This window comes from Aquabacter albus, from assembly GCF_040049275.1.
In the GTDB taxonomy this organism is placed as follows: domain Bacteria; phylum Pseudomonadota; class Alphaproteobacteria; order Rhizobiales; family Xanthobacteraceae; genus Aquabacter.
Window position 1 is genome coordinate 123,439 of sequence record NZ_JBDZDT010000003.1, and the last position, 26,906, is coordinate 150,344.

The 26,906-nt window shown below is 66.4% G+C and carries 26 protein-coding genes; 14 read left to right on the forward strand and 12 right to left on the reverse strand.

Translation table 11 applies throughout. The features are described 5' to 3' along the window. Positions 1–66 precede the first annotated feature (66 nt). Positions 67–1,815: a methyl-accepting chemotaxis protein gene (locus tag ABLE91_RS07080; RefSeq protein WP_348929869.1), complete on the forward strand. Its 1,749-nt coding sequence runs from the start codon at positions 67–69 to the stop codon at positions 1,813–1,815. Positions 1,816–2,003: 188 nt separating this feature from the next. Here the strand turns inward: ABLE91_RS07080 and ABLE91_RS07085 are convergent, their stop codons facing one another. Continuing rightward, positions 2,004–2,336 carry an antibiotic biosynthesis monooxygenase family protein gene (locus ABLE91_RS07085; RefSeq protein ID WP_348929871.1) on the reverse strand — a complete coding sequence of 111 codons (333 nt, stop codon included), beginning with the start codon at positions 2,334–2,336 and terminating at the stop codon, positions 2,004–2,006. A gap of 49 nt (positions 2,337–2,385) precedes the next feature. Further along, the gene (locus tag ABLE91_RS07090; protein WP_348929872.1) at positions 2,386–3,084 is read right to left on the reverse strand and encodes a GntR family transcriptional regulator; all 699 of its coding nucleotides are present in this window, start codon (positions 3,082–3,084) and stop codon (positions 2,386–2,388) included. A gap of 396 nt (positions 3,085–3,480) precedes the next feature. Between ABLE91_RS07090 and ABLE91_RS07095 the strand changes: the two genes are divergently transcribed. The 6 genes from ABLE91_RS07095 to ABLE91_RS07120 all read left to right on the forward strand — a co-directional run bounded on the left by ABLE91_RS07095 (position 3,481) and on the right by ABLE91_RS07120 (position 11,288). Continuing rightward, positions 3,481–4,671: an ABC transporter substrate-binding protein gene (locus ABLE91_RS07095; protein WP_348929874.1), complete on the forward strand. Its 1,191-nt coding sequence runs from the start codon at positions 3,481–3,483 to the stop codon at positions 4,669–4,671. A 174-nt stretch (positions 4,672–4,845) separates the two neighbouring features. Continuing rightward, complete coding sequence (locus ABLE91_RS07100) at positions 4,846–5,718, forward strand: branched-chain amino acid ABC transporter permease (RefSeq protein WP_510181914.1); 873 nt, start codon at positions 4,846–4,848, stop codon at positions 5,716–5,718. A 1-nt stretch (position 5,719) separates the two neighbouring features. Beyond that, positions 5,720–8,170 (forward strand): branched-chain amino acid ABC transporter ATP-binding protein/permease, encoded by a 2,451-nt coding sequence (locus ABLE91_RS07105; protein ID WP_348929876.1) that lies wholly within the window; start codon positions 5,720–5,722, stop codon positions 8,168–8,170. 20 nt (positions 8,171–8,190) lie between these two features. Beyond that, a complete protein-coding gene (locus tag ABLE91_RS07110; protein WP_348929877.1) occupies positions 8,191–9,423 on the forward strand; it encodes an amidohydrolase family protein in 1,233 nt (410 codons plus the stop codon). 173 nt (positions 9,424–9,596) lie between these two features. Continuing rightward, on the forward strand, positions 9,597–10,772 hold the full coding sequence (locus tag ABLE91_RS07115; RefSeq protein WP_348929879.1) for an amidase: 1,176 nt from the start codon (positions 9,597–9,599) through the stop codon (positions 10,770–10,772). Between the two features lie 69 nt (positions 10,773–10,841). Continuing rightward, positions 10,842–11,288 carry an RrF2 family transcriptional regulator gene (locus ABLE91_RS07120; RefSeq protein ID WP_348929881.1) on the forward strand — a complete coding sequence of 149 codons (447 nt, stop codon included), beginning with the start codon at positions 10,842–10,844 and terminating at the stop codon, positions 11,286–11,288. On the opposite strand, the gene otsA is transcribed toward ABLE91_RS07120, so the two are convergent. After that, a complete protein-coding gene (otsA, locus tag ABLE91_RS07125; RefSeq protein ID WP_348929883.1) occupies positions 11,279–12,769 on the reverse strand; it encodes an alpha,alpha-trehalose-phosphate synthase (UDP-forming) in 1,491 nt (496 codons plus the stop codon). The two genes, ABLE91_RS07120 and otsA, sit on opposite strands and share 10 nt — an antisense overlap. A 2-nt stretch (positions 12,770–12,771) precedes the next feature. After that, positions 12,772–13,533 carry a trehalose-phosphatase gene (otsB, locus tag ABLE91_RS07130; protein ID WP_348929884.1) on the reverse strand — a complete coding sequence of 254 codons (762 nt, stop codon included), beginning with the start codon at positions 13,531–13,533 and terminating at the stop codon, positions 12,772–12,774. 291 nt (positions 13,534–13,824) lie between these two features. On the opposite strand from otsB, the gene ABLE91_RS07135 reads away from it, so the two are divergent. Together ABLE91_RS07135 and ABLE91_RS07140 are read left to right on the forward strand one after the other, a co-directional pair. Beyond that, on the forward strand, positions 13,825–14,265 hold the full coding sequence (locus tag ABLE91_RS07135) for a hypothetical protein (RefSeq protein WP_348929886.1): 441 nt from the start codon (positions 13,825–13,827) through the stop codon (positions 14,263–14,265). Positions 14,266–14,327: 62 nt separating this feature from the next. Continuing rightward, positions 14,328–14,597 carry a YMGG-like glycine zipper-containing protein gene (locus tag ABLE91_RS07140; RefSeq protein ID WP_348929887.1) on the forward strand — a complete coding sequence of 90 codons (270 nt, stop codon included), beginning with the start codon at positions 14,328–14,330 and terminating at the stop codon, positions 14,595–14,597. A gap of 190 nt (positions 14,598–14,787) precedes the next feature. Here the strand turns inward: ABLE91_RS07140 and ABLE91_RS07145 are convergent, their stop codons facing one another. Both ABLE91_RS07145 and ABLE91_RS07150 read right to left on the reverse strand, forming a co-directional pair. Further along, positions 14,788–15,840: a transglutaminase family protein gene (locus tag ABLE91_RS07145; RefSeq protein WP_348929888.1), complete on the reverse strand. Its 1,053-nt coding sequence runs from the start codon at positions 15,838–15,840 to the stop codon at positions 14,788–14,790. A 127-nt stretch (positions 15,841–15,967) separates the two neighbouring features. Further along, positions 15,968–16,147 carry a DUF1328 domain-containing protein gene (locus tag ABLE91_RS07150; RefSeq protein ID WP_348929889.1) on the reverse strand — a complete coding sequence of 60 codons (180 nt, stop codon included), beginning with the start codon at positions 16,145–16,147 and terminating at the stop codon, positions 15,968–15,970. Between the two features lie 404 nt (positions 16,148–16,551). Here ABLE91_RS07150 and ABLE91_RS07155 point away from each other — a divergent pair, with 404 nt between their 5' ends. Continuing rightward, complete coding sequence (locus ABLE91_RS07155) at positions 16,552–16,848, forward strand: hypothetical protein (RefSeq protein WP_348929890.1); 297 nt, start codon at positions 16,552–16,554, stop codon at positions 16,846–16,848. A gap of 145 nt (positions 16,849–16,993) precedes the next feature. Beyond that, positions 16,994–17,263, forward strand: coding sequence for a NepR family anti-sigma factor (locus ABLE91_RS07160; protein WP_348929892.1), 270 nt, complete (start codon positions 16,994–16,996; stop codon positions 17,261–17,263). A gap of 200 nt (positions 17,264–17,463) precedes the next feature. On the opposite strand, the gene ABLE91_RS07165 is transcribed toward ABLE91_RS07160, so the two are convergent. The 3 genes from ABLE91_RS07165 to ABLE91_RS07175 all read right to left on the reverse strand — a co-directional run bounded on the left by ABLE91_RS07165 (position 17,464) and on the right by ABLE91_RS07175 (position 20,371). Continuing rightward, on the reverse strand, positions 17,464–18,048 hold the full coding sequence (locus tag ABLE91_RS07165; RefSeq protein ID WP_348929894.1) for a sigma-70 family RNA polymerase sigma factor: 585 nt from the start codon (positions 18,046–18,048) through the stop codon (positions 17,464–17,466). A 217-nt stretch (positions 18,049–18,265) separates the two neighbouring features. Next, positions 18,266–18,532 (reverse strand): con-10 family general stress protein, encoded by a 267-nt coding sequence (locus ABLE91_RS07170; protein WP_348929896.1) that lies wholly within the window; start codon positions 18,530–18,532, stop codon positions 18,266–18,268. Positions 18,533–18,643: 111 nt separating this feature from the next. Beyond that, complete coding sequence (locus ABLE91_RS07175; protein WP_348929898.1) at positions 18,644–20,371, reverse strand: sensor histidine kinase; 1,728 nt, start codon at positions 20,369–20,371, stop codon at positions 18,644–18,646. Positions 20,372–20,655: 284 nt separating this feature from the next. On the opposite strand from ABLE91_RS07175, the gene ABLE91_RS07180 reads away from it, so the two are divergent. The 3 genes from ABLE91_RS07180 to ABLE91_RS07190 all read left to right on the forward strand — a co-directional run bounded on the left by ABLE91_RS07180 (position 20,656) and on the right by ABLE91_RS07190 (position 22,198). Then, positions 20,656–21,429 carry a response regulator gene (locus tag ABLE91_RS07180; RefSeq protein ID WP_348929900.1) on the forward strand — a complete coding sequence of 258 codons (774 nt, stop codon included), beginning with the start codon at positions 20,656–20,658 and terminating at the stop codon, positions 21,427–21,429. 111 nt (positions 21,430–21,540) lie between these two features. Further along, positions 21,541–21,849, forward strand: coding sequence for a hypothetical protein (locus ABLE91_RS07185; RefSeq protein WP_348929902.1), 309 nt, complete (start codon positions 21,541–21,543; stop codon positions 21,847–21,849). A 13-nt stretch (positions 21,850–21,862) separates the two neighbouring features. Further along, positions 21,863–22,198: a hypothetical protein gene (locus tag ABLE91_RS07190; protein ID WP_348929904.1), complete on the forward strand. Its 336-nt coding sequence runs from the start codon at positions 21,863–21,865 to the stop codon at positions 22,196–22,198. Between the two features lie 130 nt (positions 22,199–22,328). Here ABLE91_RS07190 and ABLE91_RS07195 read toward each other — a convergent pair whose 3' ends face one another. The 3 genes from ABLE91_RS07195 to ABLE91_RS07205 form a co-directional block, all read right to left on the reverse strand. Further along, positions 22,329–23,009, reverse strand: coding sequence for a cysteine hydrolase family protein (locus ABLE91_RS07195; protein ID WP_348929906.1), 681 nt, complete (start codon positions 23,007–23,009; stop codon positions 22,329–22,331). Between the two features lie 181 nt (positions 23,010–23,190). Next, a complete protein-coding gene (locus ABLE91_RS07200; RefSeq protein ID WP_348929908.1) occupies positions 23,191–25,998 on the reverse strand; it encodes a response regulator in 2,808 nt (935 codons plus the stop codon). Between the two features lie 188 nt (positions 25,999–26,186). After that, positions 26,187–26,735, reverse strand: coding sequence for a PRC-barrel domain-containing protein (locus ABLE91_RS07205; protein ID WP_348929909.1), 549 nt, complete (start codon positions 26,733–26,735; stop codon positions 26,187–26,189). Positions 26,736–26,906: the final 171 nt, after the last annotated feature.

The following is a 26,906-nucleotide window of genomic DNA, read 5'->3' on the forward strand; positions in this document are numbered from 1 at the left end:
TGCAACCTTCACACAAGTCTCAGCGGTTACCCTTGGCGGGAAAACCGCTGACGAAAGAAGCCGCGGATGTGGAGGAAGCTGTTCGACCCCAGACACGGGGGCGGCCCTGCCATCGTGGATACGAAGCAGGCTCCCCTGGACACCATTTCGGCCGCGCCGCTTTCAGGCGAGCGTGAGCGCGTCATTGACGACGAAGTGGTCGATCTCATCGAGGCCGACATTCGCGGGGCCCAAGCGCGCACCGCGAAGACTGCCGGCGAAATGGCAAGCGCCTGTGCCGCCGGCGTACGGGACATCGCAACCATCCGACGCAATTGCGACCAGCTCACCCAGCAGACCGATCAGGCCCGCGGCAGCGCCCGTCATCTCTCCGAAGCGCTGACCGCATTCGCGCAAACCAATGAGGAGATCGACCGGCAGGCCAAGACCTCGGACCAATTGGCCCATCGCGCCGGATCGGCCGCCTCGGAGGCGAACGCGGCCATCGGCGAACTGCGCACCGCCATCACCGAGATCCGCGCCGTCGTCTCCCTGATTTCCCAGATCGCGAACCAGACCAACATGCTGGCCCTCAACGCCTCCATCGAGGCGGCGCGGGCCGGCACCGTCGGGGCGGGCTTTGCGGTCGTCGCCAGCGAGGTGAAGACGCTGGCCGCCCAGACGCGGCAGGCGACCGGCGAGATTTCCGACAAGATCGACCGCCTGATGCGGGTGTCCGATGCCAGCACGGACGCAGTCAACAGCGTCATCGGAGCCGTGGACGAAATCAAGCCCGTCGCCTTCGCCGTGGCGGAGGCCGTGGCCGGCCAGACCCGCACCATCGCCGAGATTGGCCGCTCCGCCACCGAGGCCATGGCCTTCGCCGATGCCGTCGATCACGGGGCGCGCGCCATCCAGGACGCGACCGTCACTGCGGAGGCGACGCAAGTCACCATCGAAGCCAGCGGTACAGCCCTCGGATCCGGCACGGATGAAATGTCCCGCCAGCTCCTCACGGTGCTGCGCCAGACGCCCATGGGCAACCGCCGGCGCCATCCCCGCTGGCCGGTGGAGATTTCAGGCCGGCTGAACGGCGCCACGTCCTCCGTCGCCGCGAAGACCTCCGACCTCTCGCTCGGGGGCGCCCTCGTCAAGCTTAGCGACGCAAAGCTGCGCGTGGGCGAGGCCTGCACGCTCGAACTGAGCGGCCTTGCCCCTCTGCGATGCCGCATCGTGGCCATCAGCCAGCTTGGCTATCATCTGGCGTTCCAGGAGGCCGGCGCGCCGGCCCTGAAGGCGCGCATCGACAGCATCGCCAAAACCTACGAAGCGGTGATCGAGCGCGCCGTCCGGGGCGCGGCGGCCATTGCGCAAAGCCTGGAGGCCGGCCTGAAGGAAGGCGCTTTCTCGATGGCCGACCTCTTCGACAGGGCCTACAGGCCGATCCCGGACAGCGACCCGGTCCAGTTTGAGACCCGCGCGCTGGCCAAGCTGGAGCAACGGCTACCTGCCATCCAGGAGGCCATCGTCAAGGAGGACCCGCAGCTCATGTTCGCCGCGGCGGTGGATGTGAACGGCTATCTGCCGGTCCACAATGCCCAATATGCCCATCCGCAGCGGCCCGGCGAGCGGGCCTGGAACACAGCCAATTGCCGGAACAAGCGCATCTTCGACGACCGCGCGGGGCTGCTGGCCGCCCGCAACCTCGAGCCCCATCTGATCCAAGTCTATGCCCGCGACCTCGGCGATAAGGTGATGTTCATGCGCGAGGTGGACGCGCCGATCCACGTGGCGGGACGCCATTGGGGCGGGTTCCGGAGCGCGTACAAGCTCTAGGCCGGAGCGATATTCGGGAGGGGGAGGGGGGTGAAATCCTCTCCGCCAGAGCAATGCCGGGGTATTGTTCCAGGCCGAAGCTGTATCACCCCCCCAACCCTCCCCTGCAAGGGGGGAGGGAGCTATGGCGTTCTTGAATGTCGATACGGCCTAGCTCGCCGGCCGAGATGAGCAGCCAGGGGACCGCCTCACCCCGTCCGCCCGTGCGCCACCAAGATGCGCAGGATCTGCACGCCCTCCGGCAGCTCGATCAGGAACTCTTCGTCGCGCGGCAGATGGTGGATCTTCGTCGGGTCCTTGCCCGCGAATGCGCTCATGGCCTCGATGCTCTCCCAATAGGAGATGGTCATGAATTCGCTCTCATGCTCCCGGTCCTCCCGGAAGTTCTGAACGCCGAGCGCCTTCTCCATCAAGGGCCGGATGCCCACCTCATAGAGATAGGGCTCGTATTCGTCCGCGCGCTCGCGCGTGGTGCGCCCGCGCCAGATGCGGGCAATCCGGGGGGTCTTGTCCGAAACCATGAGCGTTTCCCTCAAAGCCGAGGGAAGAACGCCTAACGCAAAGGAAGGTTCACGCCGAGCGGGCCGCGTCCACATAGGGCGCGAGGAGGTCGCGGATGCCGCGGTCCTTGTCGCGCGTGGCGGTGTCGATGGCGCGGGAGAGCACGGCCTCCAGATGGTCGTGCATCAGATGCTCCAGCCGCTCGGAATTCCCCTCCACGAGGCAGGTGACGAGATCGCGGTGCTCCTGCACCGAACAGTCCGTCCAGCGCGGGCGCCCATAAAGGCCGAGGATCAGCGCGCTGCGGCCCACAAGCTGGCGCATGTAGCGGGCGAGCAGCGGGGAGCCGGTCATCTCCGCCAGCACCAGATGGAACTCGGCGGCGTGGCGGATATATTCCGGCCGCCCTTCGTGATGGGCACGCTCCTCCGCCTCGATCTGCGCCTCCAGGCGCTTCACCTGGGCGGGCGTGAGGTTGCCGCACAGCCGGCGAATGACAAGCTGCTCCACATCCTGCCGCACGCTGAAGAGATCGCGCGCCTCCTCCAGCGAGGGCTTCGCGACCACGGCGCCCCGGTTCGGGCGGATGTCCACCAGTTCCTCGCTCGCCAGCAGCTCCAGCGCCCGGCGCACCACGGTGCGGCTCGCGCCGAACTGCTCGCCGATGGCGTCCTCGGGAAGCTTGGTGCCGGGCTGGAGCACCTGCTCCAGGATGGCGAGACGCAAGCCCGCATAGATCGCGTCGACTCGTTCGCCCCGCTGCTTCATCCTGCGCTCCGTTCGCCTTTCTCAATGGCATGACACGGGGCGAGGCTCAAGGCGGCATAAAATCGTATACGATTTCTTGTTCTATTTGCGAACAATCACATCGCTGCATTCGGTGTCGCAACAGGGGTTTCCGTGCGGTCGACGAACGGAAAGACCCGGAATGCCTTGATCGCTTCCGGTGCGACCGCCCAAGAATGTATACGATTTTGACTATCCATTGCGCACAAAATGCACAATGCTTGGGCGATGTGCTTCCCGGCGGAGCGAACGCCGCGAAGCACCTGGCGCGAACCGCGCCCAAAAACAGGGAATCAACAGGCCCCTCGCCGCCCCGCACCATCTGGCACGCGGCTTGCGAAAGGAAGGACCTGGTTTCCGGGAGGAGGAGTGATGCACATGGCCAAGTCCGTCCTTAAGTCCCATTTCAGTCTTTCACGGCGCGCCGCCGTCCTCGGCGTCGGCGCGGCAATCCTATTGGGCGCTCCGGCGCTCGCGCAGGAGACCATCAAGGTCGGCCTCGTGGCCGCCCTCTCCGGCCAGTCGGCGAAATCCGGCGAGGCCATCACCCGCGGCCTCGAAGTGGCCATCGACGAGATCAACGGCGCCGGCGGCGTGCTGGGCAAGAAGATCGAGCTGGTCCGCCGCGACGACGAGAGCAACCCGGCGAAGGGCGTCGTGGCAGCCCGCGAGCTGGTGCAGAAGGAGAAGGTGGCGGCCTTCTTCGGCGGCATCGACACCCCGGTGTCGCTGGCCATCGCCCCCTTCGCCAACCAGTCCAAGGTGCCCTTCATCGCCGTGTGGGCGGCAGGCACCGGCATCACCCGCAACGGCGCCGCGGAGAATTACGTGTTCCGCGTCTCGGCGGTGGACGAGCTGGTGGACGAGGCCATGCTCGACTACGCCATCAAGACCTACAAGACCACCAAGCCCGGGCTGATGCTCATCAACAACCCCTGGGGCGAATCCAACGAGAAGGGCCTGAAGGCGGCGTCCGAGGCGCGCAAGCTCACCGTGGCGGGCGCCGAGAAGTTCGACAATAACGATGCCGACATGGTGCCCCAGCTCACCCGGCTGAAGGAGGCGGGCGCGGACACCATCTTCCTGGTGGCGAACGTGCAGCCGGCGGCGCAGGTGGTCAAATCCCTGGACCGCATGGGCTGGAACGTGCCCGTGGTGTCCCACTGGGGCCCGGCCGGCGGGCGCTTCACTGAGCTCGGCGGGCCGAGCGCGGAGAAGGTGCAGATGGTCCAGACCTATTCCTTCTCCGGCAAGCTCTCCAAGAAGGGCGAGACGGTGCTGGCGGCGCTGAAGACCAAGTATCCGCAGATCACCACGCTCGCAGACGTGACGCCCGCCGTGGGCATCGCCAATGCCTATGACGCCATGCACCTTCTGGCGCTTGCCATCACCAAGGCCGGCACCACGGACGGCCCCGCGCTGCGCAAGGCGTTCTACGAGATCGGCACCTATGAGGGGCTGATCAAGACCTACACCAAGCCCTTCTCGCCTGAGAATCAGGATGCGCTGGGCAAGGACGACTACATCTTCACCCGCTTCAAGGGTGCCGAGATCGTGCCGGTGAATTGAGGCCTCTTCTCTCGCGCCACTCTGCCCCCTCTCCCGCTTGCGGGGGAGGACTGGGGAGGGGGCCGAGCGAAGCGAGGAGCGGGGCGTAAGCGGAAAGCGCGTGTGCCCCCTCCCTAACCCTCCCCCGCAAGCGGGAGAGGGAATCCAAAAGACCAACAAGAGCCCGGGAAACCCATGCTGATCATCTCCGCCATCGTCTCGGGCCTGTCCCTCGGCGCCATGTACGGCCTGATCGCGCTCGGCTACCACGTCACCTTCGCGGTCTCGAACACGGTGAACTTCTCGCAGGGCTCCTCGGTGATGCTGGGGGCCGTGCTCTGCTACACGCTCTGGGTCACCTTCGCGCTGCCTCTGCCCCTCGCGGTCCTCGGTGCGCTCCTGCTGTGCGCGCTGTTCGGCCTCCTCGTGGAGCGCTTCCTCGTGCGCCCGTTCGCGGAGCGGGGATCGAACGCCTGGCTCATGGCGACGGTGGCCGGCGGCATCATCCTCGACAATGCGGTGATGTTCACCTTCGGCAAGGAGCCGCGCTCCTTGCCCTCCGTCCTGGCGGCAAAGCCCGTGAGCCTGTTCGGCGCCGGCGTCTATCCGCTCCAGCTCGTCATCCCGGTGGTGGGCATCGCCGTCGCGCTCGGCCTGCACATCCTGCTGCGCCACACCCGTGCCGGGAAGCGCCTACTCGCGGTGGTGCAGAACCCCGCCGCCGCGCGCCTCATGGGCATCGACGTGAAGCGCGCCATCGCTTTGTCTTTCGCCGCCTCCGCCGTGCTCGCGGCGGTGGCCGGCATGCTCATCGCGCCGCTGCTCTCGGTCTCCTCGGACATGGGGCTGATGTTCGGCATCAAGGCGTTCGCCGTGGCGATCCTGGGGGGTATCGGCTCCGCTTCCGGCATCATGGTGGCGGGCTTCCTCTATGGGCTCGCGGAAGCGCTCATCACCAGCTTCCTCGGCTCGTCCTATACGCAGATCCTGGTCTTCTCCGCCGTCATCGCGGCGTTGGCCTTCATGCCCAACGGCCTGTTCGGCCGCGCCGCCGTGAAGAAGGTGTGAGATGACCCGCTTTCTCCTTCCCCTCTCCATCCTCGCCGGCGCGGCGCTCATCGCCGCCTTCGCCTTCCAGGCGGAGAGCTACACGCTCTTCGTCATCGCCCTCGTCGCGCTCACGGTGATCGTCGGCGTGGGCCTCAACATCCTGCTGGGGCTCGCGGGCCAGGTCTCGCTCGGCCATGTGGGCTTCTACGCCATCGGCGCCTATGTCTCCGGCATCCTCATCCTGAAGGGCTGGGACTTCTTCGCCGCCCTTCCCGTGGCGGTGCTGGTGGCGGGGGCCATCGGCGCGCTGCTCGCGCTGCCGGCGCTCCGGGTCAGCGGGCCCTATCTCGCCATGGTCACCATCGCCTTCGCCTTCATCGTCGAGCACGCCCTCATCGAATGGCGCGAGGTGACCGGCGGCGCCAATGGCCTCATGGGCATCCTGCCCCCCTCCCTCGGCCCCATCCTGTTCGCCGAGAAGGAGATGGCCCTCCTCTCCCTCCTCCTTGCCACCCTCTCTCTGCTGGGCTTCTGGGGGCTCTCCCAAAGCGCGCTCGGCCGCGCCATGCGGGCGGTGCGCGACAGCGAGGTGGCGGCGCAGTCGGTGGGGCTGAACCCGGTGGGCCTGAAAACCTTGGCCTTCGCGCTCTCGGCGGCGCTGGCCGGCATGGCGGGGGCGGTGTTCGCACCCCTGCTGATGTTCATCAGCCCCGGCTCGTTTCCCTTCTCGCAATCCATCCTGTTCCTGTTCGCCGTGGTGGTGGGCGGGGCGGGTACAGTGCTGGGTCCGGTGCTCGGCGCCCTGGTGGTGGTGGGCCTGCCGGAGATGCTCTCGGATTTCGCCGAGTATCGCCTCCTGATCTTCGGCGCCATGCTGCTGGCCGTGCTGTGGATCGCGCCGGAGGGCATTGTCGGCCTCTTCCGCCGGCTGAATCGCATCGACCCGCGCCCGGCCAAGGGGGGAGGCGCCGATATTTCGGCCCTCCTGAAGCCCGACGATGCCGCGCCGCTGGAGGTGAAGGGTCTCGGCATCTCCTTCGGCGGCGTGAAGGCGGCGTCCGACGTCTCCTTCATCGCGCAGCCCGGCGCCGTCACGTCGGTGATCGGCCCCAACGGCGCGGGCAAGACCACCGTGCTCAACATGATCGGCGGCTTCTACAAGCCCGCCGCCGGTTCCATCCGCCTCGGCGCGGGCGCGGATCTGGCAGGCGCGCCGGCCTTCAAGGTCGCCCGCGCCGGCATCGCCCGCACCTACCAGACGACGCAGCTCTTCGGCACGCTCTCCGTGCTGGACAATGTGCGCATCCCCGGCGTCGATGCCGCAACCGCCGAGGCCCTCCTCGCCTTCGTCGGCTATGCCGGTCCCCTCGCCGCCCGCGCCGATGACCTGCCCCATGTGGACCGGCGGCTGGTGGAGATCGCCCGTGCCCTCGCCACCCGCCCCCGCGTGCTGCTGCTGGACGAGCCCGCCGCCGGCCTCATGCGCGCCGATAAGGATGCGCTCGGCATCCTGCTCCGCCGCATCGCGGAGGCCGGCATCGCGGTGATCCTGGTGGAGCACGACATGGCCATGGTCATGGGCATCTCCGACCACGTGGTGGTGCTGGATGCCGGCCGTCCCATCGCGGAGGGCACCTGCGCGCAGGTGCGCGAGGACCCGAAGGTGATCGCCGCCTATCTCGGCGGCACCCAGACCCGCGCCCGCCGCCGCGCCGCGCCCTGGGACGGGCCGCGCGACGCCGTCCTCTCCGCGCTGCGCCTCTCCGCCGGCTATGGCGCCGCCCCCGTGCTGGAAGAGGTGGACCTGGAAGTGCGTCCCGGCGAGCTGGTGGCGCTGCTGGGGGCCAACGGCGCCGGCAAATCCACCGCCATGAAGGCGGTAAGCGGGCTTTTGCGCCCGGTCTCCGGCGACATCGTGCTGAAGGATGCCCGCGTCTCCGCTTTGCCCGCCCACCGCATCGCCCGCATGGGCCTCGCGCTGGTGCCGGAGGGCCGGCAGGTGTTTCCCGAGCTGTCGGTGAAGGACAACATCCTTCTGGGCGCCTCCTCCCGCGCGGACACTCCCGACGCCGCGACGCTGGAAGCGGAGCTGCAAACCCAGCTCGCCCGCTTCCCGCGCCTCAAAGAGCGCATCACAAGCCGCGCCGGCCTCCTCTCCGGCGGCGAGCAGCAAATGCTGGCGCTGGCACGCGGCCTCATGGCGAAGCCGGACATCCTGCTGCTGGACGAGCCCTCTCTGGGCCTCGCGCCGGCCATCATCAACGAGGTGTTCGACGTGCTCGCCGAACTGCGCGAAGAGGGCGTCACCATCCTCCTCGTGGACCAGATGGCGGCCCTCGCCCTCACGGTGGCGGATCGCGGCTACGTGCTCGAATCCGGCCGCGTGGTGAAGGCCGGCACGGCCGAAGAGCTGACAGGCGATGCGGCGCTTGAAGCCGCCTATCTCGGCGCCCGCCCCGCCGCCCAATAGCGTTCCAAGGAGTTTTTCCCATGAGCCTCGACCACATCTTCCGCAATGCCCGCATTGCCGGGCGCGAAGACGGCCTTGTCGATATCGGCATTCGCGACGGCCGCTTCGCTGCCATCGAGGTGAAGCTGGAGGCGGACGGGCCGTCCGAGGACCTCGCCGGCCGGCTCGCCGTGCCGGGCTTCTGCGAGACCCACATCCATCTCGACAAATCCTGCCTGCTGGGCCGCTGCACGTGCGAGAAGGGCACGCTGGACGAGGCCATCGCGGCGGTGGCGGCGGCCAAGAAGACGTTCACCGAGGAGGACGTCCATGCCCGCGCCACCCGCACGTTGGAAAAGGCCATCCTCCAGGGCACGCAGCGCATGCGCACCCATGTGGAGGTGGACCCCCGCATCGGCCTCACCTCGGTCAAGGCGCTGCTGAAGCTGAAGCAGGCGTGTAGCTGGGCCATCGACCTCAAGCTCTGCGTCTTCCCGCAGGAAGGTCTCATCGACGATCCCGGCTGCGAAGACGTGATGGTGGCGGCGCTGGAGCTGGGCGCCGACGTGGTGGGCGGCGCGCCCTATATGGACAAGGACAGCCACGGCCAGATCGCCCGCATCTTCGCTTTGGCCAAGCGCTTCGACGTGGACATCGACTTCCACCTGGATTTCGGCCTCGACCCCTCTCACCTCGATCTCTTGGAAGTGTGCCGCCTCGCGGAGGAGACCGGCTGGAGCGGGCGCGTCGCCATCGGCCATGTCACCAAGCTCTCCGCCGTGCCCGAGGCGCGGCTGATGGAGCTGGGCAAAAGGCTCGCGGAAGCGGGCGTCGCGGTGACGGCCCTGCCCTCCACCGATCTGTTCCTGATCGGCCGCGAGTACGACCACAACGTCCCGCGCGGCGTGGCGCTGGCGCATAAATTGAAGGAGATCGGGGTCACCACCTCCCTCTCCACCAACAATGTGCTGAACCCCTTCACCCCGTTCGGCGATTGCTCCACCGTGCGCATTGCCAACCTCTATGCCAACGTCGCCCAGGTGGGCACGCCCTCCGGCATGGCCGACTGCCTCGACATGGTGAGCGCGTCTTCCGCCAAGCTCATGAATCTCAAGGACTACGGCATCGAGGTGGGCAAGCCGGCGGACCTCGTGGTCCTGGACTGCGAGAGCCGCGCGCAGGCGGTGGCCGAGCTGGCGCCGCCTCTGTTCGCCATGAAGGGCGGCAAGCGGACGGTGACGCGCCCCGCGCCCACACTGCATGCGCCGGCGTGACGCCGGCGCTGGATGAAACCAGACATGCGTCATGGCCGGACCTGATCCGGCCATCCACGGCCCGCCGTTGCGCAAGCCGGGTAAAGTCGTGCTAACGGAGAGACGTGGATGCCCGGGTCAAGCCCGGGCATGACGGCCCCGAAGATCTTCGCGTTACGTGGAAGCCCTGCCCCATGCCCCTCACCGACACCCTGAACGCCTTCGTCGCCCACGGCCTGTTCGAGCGCGCGCCCACAAGCGAGGGCCCGCTTTCCGGCCACACCTTCGCGGTGAAGGATTTCTTTGACGTGGCTGGCGTGCCCACAGCGGCCGGAAGCCCGGACTGGCTGGCGAGCCATCCCGTGCCTGAGAAGAGCGCTTCGGTGGTGGACAAGCTGCTGGGCGCCGGCGCCCACCTCATGGGCAAGACCCATACGGACGAGCTGGCCTGGAGCCTCAACGGCGAGAACCACCATTACGGCACGCCCACCAACCCCGCCGCCCCTGGGCGCATTCCCGGCGGCTCCTCCTCGGGCTCTGCGGCGGCCACCGCGGGCGGCCTCGTGGATTTCGCCATCGGCTCGGACACGGGCGGCTCGGTGCGCCTGCCGGCGAGCTATTGCGGCATCATCGGCATCCGGCCGACCCATGGCCGTATCGCCATCGACGGCGCGGTGCCGCTGGCGCCCTCCTATGACGTGGTGGGCTGGTTCGCCCGCGATCCCAAGCTGTTCGCCGACGTGGGCGCCGTCCTGTTCGGCGGGCTGAAGGAGGTCGGCGCGCCGAAGAGGGTCCTCCTCGCCCGCGATTTGTTCGACGCCGCCGGCCCCGCCGTGGAGGCCGCGCTCGCGCCCGCCCTGAAGATCGTGACGAAGCGCGTCGGCGCGTCGGAAGAGGTGAGCGCCGCCAACGGCGCCCTCCCCGCCTGGCGCAACGCCTTCCGTCTCATCCAGTCCGAGGAGGCCCATGCGGCACACGGCGCCTGGATCGAGAAAGTGAAGCCGAATTTCGGCCCCGGCGTGCGTGAGCGGTTCGCCGCGGCAGCCCATCTCGATGCCGCCGAGGTTGCGGCCGCGAAGGTGGTGCGCGAAGAGGCCCGCACCCGCCTGGACACGCTGCTGGCCGACGACGCCATCCTCATACTGCCCACGGCGCCCGGAATCGCGCCGCTGCGCGACACGCCCGGCGACCAGCTCGAAGCCTTCCGGGCGCGGGCGCTGGAGCTGCTCTGCCCCGCCGGTCATTCCGGCCTGCCGCAGATTTCCCTGCCCATGGGCACCCTGGAGGGCTGCCCCGTCGGGCTGTCCTTCATCGCCCCGCGCGGCAAGGACGAGGTGCTGCTTTCGCTTGCGAAGGTGCTCCTCGGCTAGAATTCATGTAGACAACGAGTTGACCCGGCGCGGCAGGCGCCCCATAAGCCGCCGCGTTCGAGGTTTTCCATGCTGACGAAAAAAGGGAAATACGGGCTGAAGGCAGCGGTTCACCTCGCGCGCCTGCCGCCCGGCGGGTCGATCCAGGTCGCCGAGATCGCCGAAGCCAACAACATCCCGAAGAAATTCCTGGACGTCATCCTCAACGATCTGCGCAATGCCGGCTTCCTTGCCTCCAAGAAAGGCAAGTTCGGCGGCTACCGCCTGGGCAAGCCGGCGGAAGAGATCATCGTCGGGGAGATGATACGGGCGCTGGACGGTCCGCTCGCGCCGTTTCCCTGCGCCAGCCGCAACGCCTATGTGCCGTGCGAGGACTGCGACGTGGCCCATTGCGAGGTGCGGCGGCTGATGGTGCGCATCCGCGACGCCATGGGCACGGTGCTCGACACCTACACGCTGGCCGAGATGCGGGACCTCTCGGAAGACCAGATGAAGACCTTCGTGGACTACATCTGAGGCATCCGCAGCGCCGCGCCGTGCACCCCGTGCCAGCCGGCGCCGTAGCCGACGCCCTGCAGGATGGGACGCGGCATGGGAATGCTCTGGGGCGACTTGGTCGGGGTCATCGGCGCAAGAGCATCCAGGAAGTTTCCGGCCCACTGGACGATATCGTTGCGCATCAGCACGGCCATCATGCGCTCATAGCGCTCGCGGCGTTCCTCCAGCGGCATTTCCAGGGCGCGTTTCAGCGCGGCGGCCATGCCCTCGATCTCGTGGGGATTGACCATCAGCGCCCCGCCTGAAAGCTCGGCCGCGGCGCCGGCGAACTGGGACAGCACCAGCACGCCGGGATCTTCCGGGTCCTGCGCCGCCACGAACTCCTTGGCCACGAGGTTCATGCCGTCCCGCAGCGGCGTCACCATCGCGACGTTCGCCGCGCGGTAGAAGCCGGCCAGGGCCGAGCGGGAATAGGTGCGGTTCACATAGCGCAGCGGCGTCCACGCCACATCGCCGTACATGCCGTTGATCTGCCCCGCCTTGTGGGAGAGGAAGCGGTCCATCTCGATATATTCGGGCACTTCCGTCCGGCTCTTGGGCGTGATCTGCGCGAACGTCACCTTGTCGTGCCATTCGGGCGCCGTGCGCAGGAGCGTCTCGTAAGCTTCCAGGCGGTGCGGGATACCCTTGGAGTAATCCAGCCGGTCCACGCCGATGATCAGCTTGCGGTCGCCGACGCTGCGGCGGAAGCTCTTCACATAATCCGTGCGCGCCGCATGACGGGCGCGGCGGGCGAACGCCTCGGTCTCGATGCCCACCGGGAAGGCCTCGATGTGCGTGCGCCGTCCGGCGATCTCGTAGACGCCCTGTTCGGTGGTCGCCTGCCCGCCGCGGGTGACGAGGTAGCGGCCGAAATTGTCGCGGTCGCTCTCGGTCTGGAAGCCGACCAGATCGTAATGGGCGAGCGAGCCGAGAATCTCCCCGTGCCGCGGCAGCGTCTGGATCAGTTCCGGCGGTGGCATGGGGATGTGCAGGAAGAAGCCGATGCGGTTGGCATGGCCGCGCTCGCGCAAATACTTCGCGAGGGGCATCATGTGGTAGTCGTGCACCCAGATGGTGTCGTCCGGCTGGATGATCTTGGACACGTGCTCCGCGAAGATCCGGTTCACGCGGATATAGCCGGACAGGTCCGCCCGCTGGAATTCCGCCAGATCGACCCGGTAGTGCAGGATCGGCCACAGCACGCGGTTGGCGAAGCCGTTGTAATATTCCTGGTAGTCGCCCTCCTTGAGGTCGATCACGGCATATTTGATGCGGTTGCGGGTGGTGACCGCCGGCCGCTCCGAAGGCTCCTCCGTGATGCGGCCACTCCAGCCGAACCAGACGCCCGAGCGTTCCTTCAGCGCTGCATTGACCGCCACGGCGAGCCCGCCGGCAGCGGCCTTGCCGCTCGCCTGGGGAACCGCCACCCTGTTGGACACAACGATGAGGCGCGACACGGTCAATCCCTCCGTTCGGCGAATTGGGCGAGGCGCTTGATAAGGGCGCGCACGTCCTGTGCGTTGGACAATGTGAAGTCGGCGCCGGGCAGGCGCCGGCCGACAGAAATGGCAATGCCGCCCATCTCGCGGACGGCGGCGAAGCCCGCCTCGTCGGTGACGTCGTCACCGAGGAAGACCGGCGTACGCCCGGCAAAGGGCGGCTCCGCCATGAAAACCCGCACCGCAGCGCCCTTGTCATGGCCGCGGCGCTTGACCTCGAACACCATCCGGCCCGGCAACACCGTGAGATTGCGGGAATCCACGGCGATGATGCGCGCGATCTCCGCCTCCAGCTCCGGCGCGAGCGAAGGGCTGTTGCGGTAGTGGAGTGCGACGCTTGCGCCCTTGTCCTCCACCAGCACGCCATCGAAGCGGGACGCGAGGGCGGAGAGTGCGTGGCGCAGTGTCCCGTCGAGCGGATGGCTCACCTCGATGAGCTCACCGCGAGGGGTGAGCCGCATCTGGGCACCATGGACCCCGGAGACCGCGAGCTGGAGCGGCTGGAACAGGGCATCGATATTCGCCGCCTCCCGACCGCTCACAAGGGCAAGGGCGCCACTTGCAGCAGCCAGGAGCCGCTCTAGATCATCGATGAGATACGAAGGGACCTCCACCGCGTCCGGATGGGGGGCGATATCGATCAGCGTGCCGTCCACATCGAAGAAGAAAGCGGTATCCACGGGCGCCAGCTGCGACGCCAGATCGGCCAAGGAGACATCCATGAGGCCTGCCGAAGCGCCCCTCCATAAGGAGCCGAATTCTCGTACCTGGGGCGGCACCGTAATGGACATGAGCGGGCACAAGCCTCCTCAAATGAGATGTGCAGTGCAAAAATGTTCGTCTCTGAAACTCCTCATATTGGCCCGAGGTTCCTCCAACAGATCAAAAAAAAGCCATGATACGGAAAGGAGCGGAAGCTGGGCGTTGATGTCTTTTGCGCCGCAGCGGAAACCTTACCGGAACCTTCACCGTCTGCATGCGTTCCCCCATCCATCAAAACGAGAGACATCGCTATGTTCGGATACGGATCGCGCACCGCCACCAGCGATATCGCCCATCGCATCGAAAACCTGCGCACCGAGATCGCGCTGCTCGGGGAGGCGCTGGCGGATGCCGCTGAAGAGCAGTCGCGCGGCCCGCGCCGCCGCGCGCGGCGTTTTGCCCATGACGCCGCGGAAAGCCTGACCAGCCATGCGGAAGAGCTGGGCGCCCAGGCGGGTGCGCTGGCCTCATCCGGGCTGTCGGCCGCGCTCAAAGGCCGCCGGCAGATGATGCGGGAGCTTGACGGTGCGGCCGCGCGCACGCAGGAAGTGGTGACGCGCCATCCTGCGGCGGTTCTGGTCGCTGCGCTGGGGGTAGGCTTGGTGGCGGCATGTGTGCTTAGCTTGGCGGCGCAGACGCCCCGCCACAGAGGGGCTTCGCCCGGCGGAATTGTCCGCCGACCGCGGGCGTGAGCATTGCGTTAATCGGTCGGACGATCCGGCGACGCCGGCGAAATGGGATGATGGAGAGCAAAATGAGGGCGGCAATCATCGTTATGGCAGCGGCACTGGCCCTGGGCGGATGCAGCCAGTATTCCGAATCTGACCGCGCCGTCGGCGGTGGTCTGCTGGGCGCGGGCACGGGCGCGCTGATCGGTGGCCTTGCCACCGGCACGACCGGCGGTGCTGTGGTGGGCGGTGTGCTCGGCGGCGCCACGGGCGCCATCGTCGGCGCGGCCACCACCCCGAAGGCCTGCTGGGCGCGCGACGCCTACGGCAATTCCTATCGCGTCGCCTGCCCCTGAGCAGCGGCACAGTCGGGTGAACGTTTCGGGGCGCCTTCGGGCGCCCTGTTTCGTTTGGCCTGGAGCCGACGATCTTTCGGGAACAAAGCTGTCAGGCTGACGTTGAAACGGTGTCGGTCACTGTCATCGACGCCTCCAGGTGCACTATCAGGGCGGATCAGCTTCGGCTGGTCCGCTTTTTTTTGCCCGCTCAGCCCACCGGGTCGGGTTCGGCCCGGCGGGCGCTGGGCCGGGCGCCGTCGGCTCCATCGCCACCGGCGGCCTGAGCTTCGACCATGGCGGGCGCCTCCTGCGGGATTTCGGAAGCATCCGTCTTCACCTCCGCAGGGCCGCCCCTGGAACGGGAATCCAGCGCCACGGGCGTGCGGGTGGAGACGAACACCTCCACATCCATGGAGAGGAAGGCGGTGGCAGAGCCGGAGAAGCTGCCAACGATGGGTGACGCCTGGCGCGGATCGCGCACCACCGCCACCCGCACCAGATGGTCCGTACCGATGAGCGCGTTGGTGGGGTCGAAATCGATCCATCCGGCACCGGGCAGATAGACCTCCGCCCAGGCATGGGTCGAGCCGGCGCCCCGGATCTCCTCGGAGAGATCCAGGCTCAGGTCGAGATGGGGCGTATAGAGATAGCCGGTCACGAAGCGCGCCGCGAAGCCCAGCTCTCGCACAGCCTCGATGAAGAGAAGCGCGAAGTCGCGGCAGGTGCCGGACTTCAGCTCCAGCGTCTTGGCCGGCGTCTGGGTGCCTTCCTCGTGGCGGGCATTGTAGGTGAAGTCGGCCTTGATGGCGGCGTTGATGGCGTGGAGGAGATCCAGCGTGCCCATCGTCTCGCCCGGAGTGACGAAGGTCGCGACCCAGGCTTTCACCTCCCCATTGTCCTCATAATGGGGGGTGAGCATCTGCGAGGCATCGAAGCGGTCATCGCCGGAATAGACGAACGGATAGTTCGCCGCCGCCGGGTCCAGCAGAATTTCCAGGGCGGGAGCGGAATAGCTGTCCAGCTCCAGCACGCTCTCGATCACGAGTTCGCTGCCCGGCCCGTGGAAATCCACCAGCGCGATGGAATTACCGAAGACGTCGTAGATGTATTTCACGTCGCCCGTGGGCGAGAGGGTCAGGCGAGCCTCGTGCAGGCGCAGGCCGTGACTGTCGCGGGGCCGCAGCATGAGCCGGTGCTGCCCGAAAGTGACCGGCTCGGAATATGTGTAATGGGTCTTATGTTCGACGGTCAGTCGGCGCATGGCAGGCATCCTGTTCGGACGCAACATAGGCGTCGGCCTGTCCGCAGGCCAACGCCATTTGCCGATGTCCAGCGGCGCACCGGGGAGGGCTCCGGACTCCTGACGAACCCGGGCCCTCCACCGTTCATCATGGCACGGTGGGACCACGTCCCCGCATCAGGCCGATCACCGCAGAGATCAGGAACAGAATGATCGCCACGAAGAAAATGATCTTCGCGATCTCAATAGCGGTGCCGGCGATGCCGCCGAAGCCCAGAACAGCCGCGATCAGCGCGACCACAAGGAAAGTGACGGCCCAACCCAGCATCTGTATCTCCTCTGCTTGCCAGCCCGCAGTTTCTGCGGCGCATCATTGGTGTTTCCTTCTTCTGTCTCTGCCTTGACTGTTTTGCAGCGGGCGGGAGCCGAAGAAGGCGCCTGCTCTAGAACTTGGCGATGGAGCTTCCGGTTCCGCGGCGAATAAGGCTTAAGCCCCCGCCGCGGGATCAAAGACCGGACCAAAACGCTGATCGCGGGTGCGGCCCCAATGCGCCGACGTCCCACATAGGCATGCAGACGCGCGTCGGATGGGCGAACGCCCCCCTCCGGAGGCGGGATTTGTGTCCGATTGTCCTCGGAAGGAGTATTTTTTGATTCCCCTTCAAGGCGCTGGAACAAACGTTCATGCAAGACGTTTTCCGACGACTAAGCTTCGGAGGACGCGGAGGGAAAATGCCCACGCATCGAGACACCGATAGCCGAACCGGCGGGACGAAGGCCCAGGACTGGCAGCAGATGTCCTCGCCGCACGGTTATGACCAGCCGGAATTCGAGCCCGGCGTGGCGCATCGCGACTACAAGCGCGGGCGCCAGCATGAGGCCGACGCCGAACGCAGACATCTGCGTGAGGTGGAAGCTGCCATGGATGGGCCCGACCCGCATGACAGCGCGTCTGGCGCGAAGAAGGGCGAGAAATGGGACAAGGACGAGAACATCGACACTCCCGTTTCACGTCTTTACCGCGATTGACGGTCGGGCTTGTTGGAACGTCATCACAACGATACCGTTCAACCCTCAAGAGCATGGGGTTGAGGGGAAGACCTGGGTCGACCCCTTCTAGCCTCATGCCGGAACTCGAAGATCATCCATGCGACAGCAGCGGCCGGACCGCCCCATGACGCAAGACCAGAAAGAGGGAGGCGCAATGCGAGCCCCTCATCGACGGGACATTTCCGCGCGCCAGGATCTTCTGGGCAAGGAACTGCGGCAGCTGTTCGATGACTACACCAGCGAAGACGTGCCGGACGAGCTGATGAAGCTCGCCTTGCAGCTTCAAGGTGCGTTTGAAAAGTCCTCGGGCGATGCGACGACGCGGCGTGACGCAAACGGGCAAGGGCCCGAAGGCGATGCCGCCGAGCAGACGCTTCAAGGCCGAAGCGAATAGAAACCTAATCATCGGGTGTCGAAAGTCCGCGCCAACCGGCGCGGACTTTCTTTATGCGTGGCCGGAATCTTCAGCACAGCAACACCACGGCCATAGCCGCGTAGCGCGGCTATGGCCGTGGTGTTGCTGTGGCTTCGAGGCGAATTTCTAAGGAGAGTGTCCGAGATCGGGCCCTCGCTGAACGAGGACCCGAGGCGGGATCAGCTGCGGGCGGCGGACAAGGCGAGAGGGTCGCCTTCCACCACATCGGCCGTTTCCTCGGCCCCCATCAGCACCAGCAGCTTGGCGCGGGCGCGGTTCACACGGCTCTTGATCGTGCCGAGCGCGCAGCCGCACACGTCGGCCGCCTCCTCATAGGACAGCCCGGCCGCCCCCACCAGCACGAGCGCTTCGCGCTGGTCGGCCGGCAGCAGTTCGAGGGCTTCCTTGAGGCTGCGCAGCGTCACCGCCCATTCCTGGCCGGGACCCATGTTGGAATCCTGCTGGGAGAGGGTGGAGATGCCGTCGCTCTCGCGCCGGCGCTTGCGGATCTCGGTGTAGTAGGTGTTGCGCAGGATGGTGAACAGCCAGGCCCGCAGATTGGTGCCCGGATCGAACTTGTCGATGTTCGAGAGTGCCTTGAGCAGCGTTTCCTGCACGAGGTCGTCCGCCTCGGTGCGGTTGCGCGTAAGGGAGCGCCCGAAGGCGCGCAACGCAGGCAAAAGTTCCAGAACCTGAGCACGAAGGTCCGCCGCATCTTTTGCGGACGTCGTCTTGGGCCCGTTTATGGGACTTTTGTTGTCCATTTCCCCTGGATGAAACACCCGAGCCTCCCCTCCGGCAACCCGTGAAACTGGTTCCGACTTTTTCACGGCATGCCTGCACAGGCCGACTTACACCGCGGACGCGTATCAGGGCTGCGTGTAGACCCTTCCATATGGACCGTAACGCCGCGCACAGGGATGGGTTCCCCGCCCAGCTCGGGAAATGATGGAAACATAAGGCTCACCGCTCGCTAGCTGTTCAAGACCGGCCGGAATGCGAAGCCTGGCCGCCCTTCTGGCCGGCCTGGGAGGCAAGAGAACGGTCGCGGGAGAAACTGCGGTCTTCGTCGGCAACGCTCTGGCCACCCTTTCGGCCCGCCGCCGAGGCCAGAGCCCGGTCCTGCGAAAAGCTGCGCTTCTCTGGCGGAACGCTTTCCCCGCCTTTGCGGGCGATTGCACGCTGCTTCTCAGCGTCCATCGCAGCAAAACCGCGGTTCGAGGTGCCTTTGGCCTTTCCTTGTGCCATCCCCGTGCTCCTTTGGAAGTTGGAACGAGCTGCAATCGCTGTCGGGAGCAAAACGGCAGCCGACCGCACAGGTTCCGATCAAAAGAGACGGCAACACAGAAGGGGCGAGGCTCAGCGCCTCTTTATGCGAGACGGGAATCGCACGTCCACGTGCGATCCGGTGGAGGTCGCGGTGGTGGATATGGTGGCGCCGAGCTGGCGGGCGAAGCCGTGGGCCAGGGGCGCGCGTGGCTCTTCGAGCGCATCGCCAATGGGTTCGGACACGTCGATGCGCAGGATGAGCAAGCCGCCCTCCTCCACACCGCGCAGCGCCGTGCGCACCGGCTGGCGGGCCTCGGTGTCGGCGAGGATCATCACGATCTCGGTCAGCAGTAAAGCGAGCGGGACGGCGAGATCGGTGGGCAAAGCCACATCCTCCGCGTCCACCGTGATGAGCACGTTGCGCTCCACCGCCACTTCCAGGAGCGCGCCCATCTCCCGCAGCAGTTCGCGCGAGCGCACCTCCGAGCCCTCATTGGCCTCGTAGAGGATGCGGTGGACCACGGCGAGGGTGTTCACGCGCATCCGCAATTGCTCGAAGCGCCGGCGGTCATCGTCCCCACGCACGCCGGAGCCGTAGAGGCTGAGGAGGCTCACCACCACCTGGAGGCTGTTCTTGATGCGGTGGTGGATCTCGCGCACCAAGGCGGTCTTCTCCGCCAGGCCCTCGCGGAGCTTGCCGTCGCGCTCGCGGATCGCCAGCGCCATGTCCTCGATGGCGTTGCCCAGCACCCGGAACTCGCTCGGCGCCTGGTCCATGCGCGAGGGGCGGAAGCCGTAATGGCCCTGCGCATACACGGCCGTGACGCGCCGCAGGTACAACAGCCATTGCAGCACCATGCGGTCGGTCGCGAGCCAGATGGCGACGATGGTGAAGATCACCATGAAGACCGGCAGGATGAAGCTCACCGCCACGTGCAGCGTCGTCCACTGGAACAGCTGGTCGCTCGGCTGGGCGAACGCCACAAGGAGATCGTGGCGGTCGAGGGGCGCCACCGCGAAACTCCAGGAGCGGCCCGCCTCATCGCGCGTCTCGCCGAGCTGGCCCATGGATTTGGCCATGTCCTTCTGCGCGAACAGCCGCTTGCTGATGGCGGGCGCGTTCGAGACCAGCTGCTCCCCGGTGGGGTCGAGCACCACCGCCACCCCCTGGCTCAGCGGGGTCTCGCGCTTCAGGAGATTGTCCAGCCAGCCGGCATCGATGGCGATGGAGAGCGCACCCTCGAACTCACCGGAGCTGCCGAACAAAGGCAGCGTGCCGGCGATGATCTCGGCCCGCGTGACGGTGCTGAGCATGCGGTCGCTGAGGGTGAACGCCTTGGCCTTGCGCGCGGCGATCCACCAGGGGCGCTGGGCCACATCCATGCCGGGCTGGGCCAGGGCGGAGCATTTCACCACGCCGTCCGGATCGATATAGGCGATGTTGGAGGCGAACGGCAGGCTCAGCGTCGCCCCATAGAGCGTGGCGGAGCAGTCCGAGCCGCCGCTGCGCACATCCTGCACGTTCTTCAGCGCCTGAAGCACGTTCTCGGCCGAGGCGAAGACGTTCTGCTGGCTGCCGGCGCCCGCAATGGCGCCCTGGAGCAGCCGGTGCTGCGCCTCTTCCGTGGCGCGCCGCAGCTGGAGCACGCCCTGGAGCATGGAGGCGGAGGCGATGGGGGTGATGGCGATGAGGATGACGAGGATGAGGCCGCGCCGCACGCTGTCGAGAAGGTGCCTCGGATGGCCGACCGCCGACGCGAAGATGGCGGCGCGCTCGCGATGGCGCGCCCGTGCCGCCTCGCCTCTCACCCACCGCATGCACTACTCCACATTTCACGCGCACCGAGGTCAGGGCCATCGCGGCCACCTGAAGCCTGGCCACACTCCACCCAATAAAATGCCTTCAGGCAGGATGAAAGGGAGCGCCGCTCCCAGGGAATTGGCGCGGCGGCCGGAAAGGCGCATCTCACAGTGTATTGCCGGCCGACGCACGCTATAATGCCGCAAATCGAGACAAGTTCCCGCCGCGGGAACTTTTCGCGTGCAGCCGAGTTACAGCCGACTTTGTCCGAGGTGAGAGGCGCATGCCACAGCAACAGCTCATGAAACAGCTTCCCCTCCTGAGGCGCTATGCGCGCGCCCTGCTCGGCAGCCAGAAAGCCGGCGATGGGCTGGTGCAGGAGACCCTCCAATCCATCCTCGACGGTTCCATCGCCGTCGCCACCGAATTGTCGCCGCGCGTTGCGCTCTACAAGGCGTTCCACGCCGCATGGTCGCGCCGCCCGAACGCAAGCGGGGGCGGGGCGAGCCGCGCGGACCAGCGCCTTCAGCTTCTCGATTCCTCCTCTCGCGTGGCCCTTCTTCTGACCGCCATGGAAGGCTTCTCCTTTGCGGAAGCCAGTTCCATCCTCTCGATCTCCCTCGACGAGGTGGAGAGCCAGGTGGTGGCGGCGCAGGCGGAGATCGATGCGCAGCTCGCCACCCGTGTCCTCATCATCGAGGACGAGTGGGTGATCGCGCTGGACCTGAAGACCCTCGTCACCGAGCTTGGTCATGAGGTGGTGGGCGTGGCACCAACCCACTCCAAGGCGCTGGAGCTGGCGCACCAGGGCAATTTCGGTCTCGTGCTCGCCGATATCCAGCTCGCCGACGGCTCATCCGGCATCGATGCGGTGACCGACATCCTCCAGAGCTTCGACGTGCCGGTGATCTTCATCACCGCCTTCCCGGACCGCCTGCTCACCGGCGAGCGCCCGGAGCCCACTTACCTCATCACCAAGCCGTTCCTGAGCGAGAACGTTAAGGCCACGATCGCGCAGGCCCTGTTCTTCCACGAGGTCCGCGGCCAAACGGAACCCACAGCCCGGATTGCCTGAGGCGCCGGCACGGCCACGTCCGCGTCAGGAACCACCCTTTCCAGCGACGCGTTTTTCCCCATGCGTGGCCAGCCCCGGCCACGCATGCTTCGCGAATATCGGAGAGAGCACATGGCGGACACGCCGAACCTGAACCCCGGCTCGGACTTTGCAAGCGATCCCCACATCGCGGAGCTGAAAGCCGACCTCGCCGCCGTGAAGGCGGACCTTGCCCAGCTGATCGACACCCTCAGCCGAACCGCACGCCATGGTGTGGATGGCGCCCAGGGCGAGGCGGAGGCAGCCATTGGCGAGGTGACCGAATGGGCCGAGGCGCAGTATGAGACCTTGCGTGAAAGCATCCAGGCCCAGCCGCTGACCGCATGTGCCATTGCCGCCGGCATCGGCGTGCTGCTCGGCCAGATCCTGCTGCGCCGCTAAAAAGGGGTCGCCCGTGGTCCTGCGCGCCGTCTTCCTGTTCATCGCCGCCGCCTTCCTGTGCGTGGGCACGGCGTTCCTCGGCGTGGGCCTCTATGAGGCGCTGCTCCTGGGGCTCGCGCCCTGGGCAGCGGGACTTCTCACGGGCTTGGCGGGCTTCCTCATCGCCGGCATCATCGCCGCCATCGCCACCCATCGCCGCCCGAGCGAAGCGGCGCCGCTGGGGAGCATGGCCTTCGGCGCGGCATCCGCCTCCATCTACCGGATCATCGGAAACCACCCGTTGGCGACCATTGCGGCCGCCGCGGCGGCGGGCTTCCTCCAGTCCTTCCTGACCGGCCGGCGCCGCTAGGGTCAAATCCGCCTACGTGGAAACGCGAAGCGATTCCACGTAGGCGGAAAATTTGCCTCTATTCAGCAAGTTAGATAGCGCTCGACGGCGGTGGATCATTCATGCCCCCGCGGTCGTAAAGCGCCCCTTTCTACGTCTCCAACAATGCTGTCACGTCGCTGGTCGAAACCACGTCGGCGAACGTGAGCATCATGTTGTTGAGTGTATTATTGTGCTCGAAATCGGTGTGGGTTGCGGTCCCGTCGGAGACGAATAGGACCTTGTAATTAAGCATCATTGCGTCGCGCGCGGTCGATTCACAGCAGATGTTTGTGGCACAGCCGGTAACGATGATGGTGTCGATGCCGCGGGCGCGCAGCCGCTCGTGGAGGTCGGACGAGCCATCGACAAACGTGCCGAACCTGAACTTGTTGATGCGCATGTCTCCCGGCTCGACTTCAAGGTCCGAGTGCAGCGCGTGGCCAGGTTGCCCGACCATAAAAGTGGCGTACATGCCTTCGCGCTTCTCCGGGGTCCAGAAGGCACCGAACCAGTTGGACCAGCTCTTCTTGCTTTCCTCGCTGATGGAGTTCTGGACGAATACGTTCAGCGCGCCCGCCTTTCGGCAGGCAGCACTGATCCGGTTAATGTTGGGAATGATTGCGGCGGCGGGCGCTATCTCTGCTGGTGCTCCCGGCGTCATAAAGCCGGCTTGCATGTCGATCACCAGATGGGCTGTCCGCTTCGGATCGATGGCCTCGAACAAGCGGAGGCGACCACGCCTTTGCAAAGCAATCTGAACAATGTCGTCCTCTAGCTTTACCTTATGCACGCAAGGCTTCCTGATGCTTGTGTCGCGCCAACTTGGCCTCTAGCTCATAAAGAAAATCGGCCTCGAAGAAAAATTCGGACGGTGGGGAACCTGCCGCGTGGCGCGGTGTTGTTTGGGGGAGTGGCGGACGCGACGGAAGTGCCCCCCTTCCCCCCTCCCCGGCTTTCGACGCGGCCGCCGCTCACATTTCCCCTAAATCGAAGCCGAGCGTACCCAGCGCCTGCCGCAAGGTGGCGCTGTCATACGGCTTGCCCACCAGGGCGATGCGGGTGTCCTGCGCGAACAGGGTCTGGAGTTCTGCGGTGCCGTAGCCCGATGCGACCAGGATCGGCAGATCCTCACGCAAGGCACGCAACCGCCCCACAAGTTCATCCCCGCGCATGTCCGGCAGGCCAAGATCGACCACTGCGGCCATCAGCGCGGGCCCTTTGGCCTCGGCATAGGACAGGCCCGCCGCGGCGTTTCCGGCGACGTTCACCTCGAAGCCTTCGTCTTCCAGAATCTGGCGCGCCACCATGGCAACGAAGGGCTCGTCCTCCACCAGAAGGAGGAGGCCGCGCGGTTCGGGTTGTTCCAGCACTTCCCTGACCTTTCCCGCAAGCTCACTGAGGTTGAACGGCTTCGTGAGCAGCTTGACACCTTGATCCAGCCGCCCGTGATGGACAATGGCGTTCCTGGCATAGGCCGTCGTGAAAAGGACCCGCAAATTCGTCATGAGCGTGGCGGCGCGCTCCGCAAGCTCGCGTCCGTTGATGCCACCGCCAAGATTGACGTCGGTGAACAGCAGATGCGGCCTCACGCCGGTCTCCAGCAGGCTTAGCGCCTCTTCCCCGGTCGCCGCCTCCACCACCCGGTATCCCAGCTCCGCGAGCGCCGACACGCTGAAGCGCCGCACCGCGTCGTCATCCTCCACCACCAGGATGATGGTGTTGACGGCGACGCGCGGCGGAGGAGCGGGGTCCGCCGCCGGCGCTTCGAGCGCCCGCTGCGATTTCAGGCGCGGCAGATAGATCTTGACCGTCGTGCCTTGGCCGACCTCACTGTATATCTTCACGTGCCCGCCGGATTGCTTCACGAAGCCATAGACTTGGCTGAGGCCGAGCCCGGTGCCTTCGCTCGGCCCCTTGGTGGTGAAGAAGGGCTCGAACGCCCGCTCCAGCACCTCCTGGGTCATGCCGGTTCCAGTGTCGCTGACACAGATCACCACATACTGCCCCACCATCACCTCTTCATGAGTGGCGGCATAAGCCTCATCGAGATGCGCGTTGGCGGTCTCGATGGTGAGCTTGCCGCCCTGGGGCACCGCGTCCCGTGCGTTTACCGCCAGGTTGAGGATGGCGTTCTCGAGCTGATTGGGGTCGATCTCCGCCGGCCACAGGCCGCCGGCCAGCACCGTCTCCACCAACACCCGCTCGCCCAGGGTCCGGCGCAGCAGCTCCGACATGCCGGTGACGAGGCGGTTGACATCGGTGGGCTTGGGATCGAGCGGCTGGCGGCGGGAAAAGGCGAGGAGCCGGGAGGTCAGGATCGCGGCCCGGAGCGCGCCTTGGCGGGAATAATCGAGGAAGGTCCGGATCTCGGTATCGGTGGCGGGAATGCGCCGCTCCGCCGCCTCTAGATTGCCGATGATGACGGTGAGAAGGTTGTTGAAGTCGTGCGCCACCCCGCCGGTGAGCTGGCCCACGGCCTCCATCTTCTGCGCCTGCCTTAGCTGCTCCTCGGCCTTGATGCGCTCCTTCACCTCCGCTTTCAGGCGGGCATTGGTGTCCACCAGCTCGGCAGTGCGCTGCGCAATCAGCAACTCCAGCGCCTCGCGGGATTGGGCGAGAGCCTCGCGGGCGCTGACGATGTCGGAGATGTCCGTGCAGCTGCCGAACCAGCGCTCCACCGCGCCGCTTGCGCCGAGCACGGGCATGGCCCGGCACAGGAACCATTTGAAGGTGCCGTCCGCCGCCCTGAACCGACATTCGCGCGTGAAGGGCTGGGCCTGGCCCATGGCCTCGCGCCAGCCCTTGAGCGCATCGGCGCGGTCGTCGGGATGGAGGTAGGCGTTCCACTCCAGCGCCGCCTCGTCGAACGGCCTGCCGGTATATTCGCTCCAGCGGTTGTTGTAATAATCGCCCTGGCCCGCCGCGTCGGCGGTCCACACCATCTGCGGCAACGCTTCCGCGAGGTTGCGGAAGCGCGTGACGCTCTCCGCCAGCGCCCGTTCCGCCAGCTTGCGCTCGGTGATCTCGATGGCGGCCATGCCAGCGAGGATCACCCGGCCATCCACGTCGCGCACCGGGAAGAAGCCGGTCAGCCAATAGCGCCAGACGCCGGGATTGGCGGGCGCCGCCCCTTCCAGCTCGATGCCCATGATCACTTCGCCGCTCTCGAAGATGCGATCGATGTGGCGATTGACCACCTCGGCATACTCGGGGGCGAAATCCGCGACCGTGTGCCCGATATGGGCCGAAACGGGCGCGCCATTGTTCTTGGCAACCTGGTCGTTCACCCGCACGAAGGCGTAGGCGCGGTCAAAGAAGGCGAAGCCCACCGGCGCATGGGCGAGCAGCGCCTCCAGCGTCGCAAGGGTTGCTTGCTGGTTCTGCGCGGTAACGGTGAGGGAATCGCGCGTCGCCTGAAGCTCCTGCACCGCCCGGCGCAGCGCCGCAGCAATCAGGCAGAGCACCAGTCCGTTGACGAAGAAGGAGCCGAGCGTGATGAAGGGCGCGGAAAGCTCCACCCCGTCCTGCCACGCCTCCGGGGGGATGAGCATGGCGTTCGCCACCAAGGCGAGGCACAAGCCGAACACACCGACCGTGATACCGCCCAGCAGCGACACGAGCAGGATGGCCGGAAGCTGGAACGCGAAGGGCGCAATTTCGCGCAGCGACAGCGCCAGGACAAATCGGAGCGCGAACACCGCGCCGATGATGATCGCGGCCATGGCAAGACGCCACGCGAGCGACCTCTGCCGGGCCAGCAACTGAACCAGAATCGCCACGCGCAAACACCTCTGGGCAGTCTGTCCGGCGGACCTGAGATTAAAGCAGGCCACGCCAACATGCCCGCATGAGGGGGATGAGACAACCCTTCGGGCGGAGCAGCGCGCACGCAGAGCGGGCGGAGATTTTCATCTCCGCCCGCTTCGGATGGCCCTGTTAGGTCAGGCCGTCAGGTCAGATGACCGCCTCACCGCGCGGCGGGAGGAGACGTCATGGGGCTGGTGGCCGAGCCACCCGGTGCCGGGGCGGCGGTGGGGGCCGGCGGGGTGTATTCCTTGAACTCGGGCGCGTTCTTCAGCTCGTCCTTGGACTTGCGCAGGATCAGCTTGTCGCCGTCCGAGCTGCGCACCAGTTCGAGATTGTCGAAGGGCACGGCCACATCCTTCTCGCCGATGCCCAGGAACCCGCCGACGCCGATCACGGCGCCGATGATGTTGCCGTTGCGATCGAGCAGGACGTCGTTCACGGCGCCGAGATTCTCGTCCGCAGCGCCGCGTACCTTGGCGCCGATCAGGTCGGTGGCAAGCCACTGCTCCCGCTGCTGGGCGTCAATGAAGGCGCCGGTCGCAGCCGCGCTGGAAGATCCCATCGCCCCGGCGGGCTTGGTGTCGGAACTCGGGCTCGAGGCGGCCGGCGGGGTCATGTCCGTCGAGGGGCTCGGGGCCGTGGACTGCGCAAAGGCCGGCGCCGCGGCCAGAGTCGACAGGGCGGCAATGGTCAGTATCTTGTTTCGCATTGTTGACTCCTTTGGCTTTTCAGCGCGCCGCGTCGCGCGCCTTCTGCACATGAATACAGTGACGACAACGCTGATCATTCAGATTTCGTTCCCCCTCTTCCTGAATCACAGCTTATTGTTGTTGATAAATACAGCAAAGCTGGCAAAATGAACGCTTGTATTATTTAACCG

What these genes read in the sequence shown, in the direction of transcription:
- ABLE91_RS07105 (WP_348929876.1), top strand. Translation starts at nt 5,720, where the DNA reads ATGACCCGCTTTCTCCTTCCCCTCTCCATCCTCGCCGGCGCGGCGCTC.
- ABLE91_RS07145 (WP_348929888.1), bottom strand. Translation starts at nt 15,840, where the DNA reads ATGCGCCGACTGACCGTCGAACATAAGACCCATTACACATATTCCGAG.
- ABLE91_RS07165 (WP_348929894.1), bottom strand. Translation starts at nt 18,048, where the DNA reads ATGGACAACAAAAGTCCCATAAACGGGCCCAAGACGACGTCCGCAAAA.
- ABLE91_RS07100 (WP_510181914.1), top strand. Translation starts at nt 4,846, where the DNA reads ATGCTGATCATCTCCGCCATCGTCTCGGGCCTGTCCCTCGGCGCCATG.
- ABLE91_RS07110 (WP_348929877.1), top strand. Translation starts at nt 8,191, where the DNA reads ATGAGCCTCGACCACATCTTCCGCAATGCCCGCATTGCCGGGCGCGAA.
- otsB (WP_348929884.1), bottom strand. Translation starts at nt 13,533, where the DNA reads ATGGATGTCTCCTTGGCCGATCTGGCGTCGCAGCTGGCGCCCGTGGAT.
- ABLE91_RS07160 (WP_348929892.1), top strand. Translation starts at nt 16,994, where the DNA reads ATGACGCAAGACCAGAAAGAGGGAGGCGCAATGCGAGCCCCTCATCGA.
- ABLE91_RS07080 (WP_348929869.1), top strand. Translation starts at nt 67, where the DNA reads ATGTGGAGGAAGCTGTTCGACCCCAGACACGGGGGCGGCCCTGCCATC.
- ABLE91_RS07150 (WP_348929889.1), bottom strand. Translation starts at nt 16,147, where the DNA reads ATGCTGGGTTGGGCCGTCACTTTCCTTGTGGTCGCGCTGATCGCGGCT.
- ABLE91_RS07205 (WP_348929909.1), bottom strand. Translation starts at nt 26,735, where the DNA reads ATGCGAAACAAGATACTGACCATTGCCGCCCTGTCGACTCTGGCCGCG.
- ABLE91_RS07140 (WP_348929887.1), top strand. Translation starts at nt 14,328, where the DNA reads ATGAGGGCGGCAATCATCGTTATGGCAGCGGCACTGGCCCTGGGCGGA.
- ABLE91_RS07180 (WP_348929900.1), top strand. Translation starts at nt 20,656, where the DNA reads ATGAAACAGCTTCCCCTCCTGAGGCGCTATGCGCGCGCCCTGCTCGGC.
- ABLE91_RS07090 (WP_348929872.1), bottom strand. Translation starts at nt 3,084, where the DNA reads ATGAAGCAGCGGGGCGAACGAGTCGACGCGATCTATGCGGGCTTGCGT.
- ABLE91_RS07115 (WP_348929879.1), top strand. Translation starts at nt 9,597, where the DNA reads ATGCCCCTCACCGACACCCTGAACGCCTTCGTCGCCCACGGCCTGTTC.
- ABLE91_RS07095 (WP_348929874.1), top strand. Translation starts at nt 3,481, where the DNA reads ATGGCCAAGTCCGTCCTTAAGTCCCATTTCAGTCTTTCACGGCGCGCC.
- ABLE91_RS07170 (WP_348929896.1), bottom strand. Translation starts at nt 18,532, where the DNA reads ATGGCACAAGGAAAGGCCAAAGGCACCTCGAACCGCGGTTTTGCTGCG.
- ABLE91_RS07085 (WP_348929871.1), bottom strand. Translation starts at nt 2,336, where the DNA reads ATGGTTTCGGACAAGACCCCCCGGATTGCCCGCATCTGGCGCGGGCGC.
- ABLE91_RS07135 (WP_348929886.1), top strand. Translation starts at nt 13,825, where the DNA reads ATGTTCGGATACGGATCGCGCACCGCCACCAGCGATATCGCCCATCGC.
- ABLE91_RS07120 (WP_348929881.1), top strand. Translation starts at nt 10,842, where the DNA reads ATGCTGACGAAAAAAGGGAAATACGGGCTGAAGGCAGCGGTTCACCTC.
- ABLE91_RS07175 (WP_348929898.1), bottom strand. Translation starts at nt 20,371, where the DNA reads ATGCGGTGGGTGAGAGGCGAGGCGGCACGGGCGCGCCATCGCGAGCGC.
- ABLE91_RS07155 (WP_348929890.1), top strand. Translation starts at nt 16,552, where the DNA reads ATGCCCACGCATCGAGACACCGATAGCCGAACCGGCGGGACGAAGGCC.
- ABLE91_RS07185 (WP_348929902.1), top strand. Translation starts at nt 21,541, where the DNA reads ATGGCGGACACGCCGAACCTGAACCCCGGCTCGGACTTTGCAAGCGAT.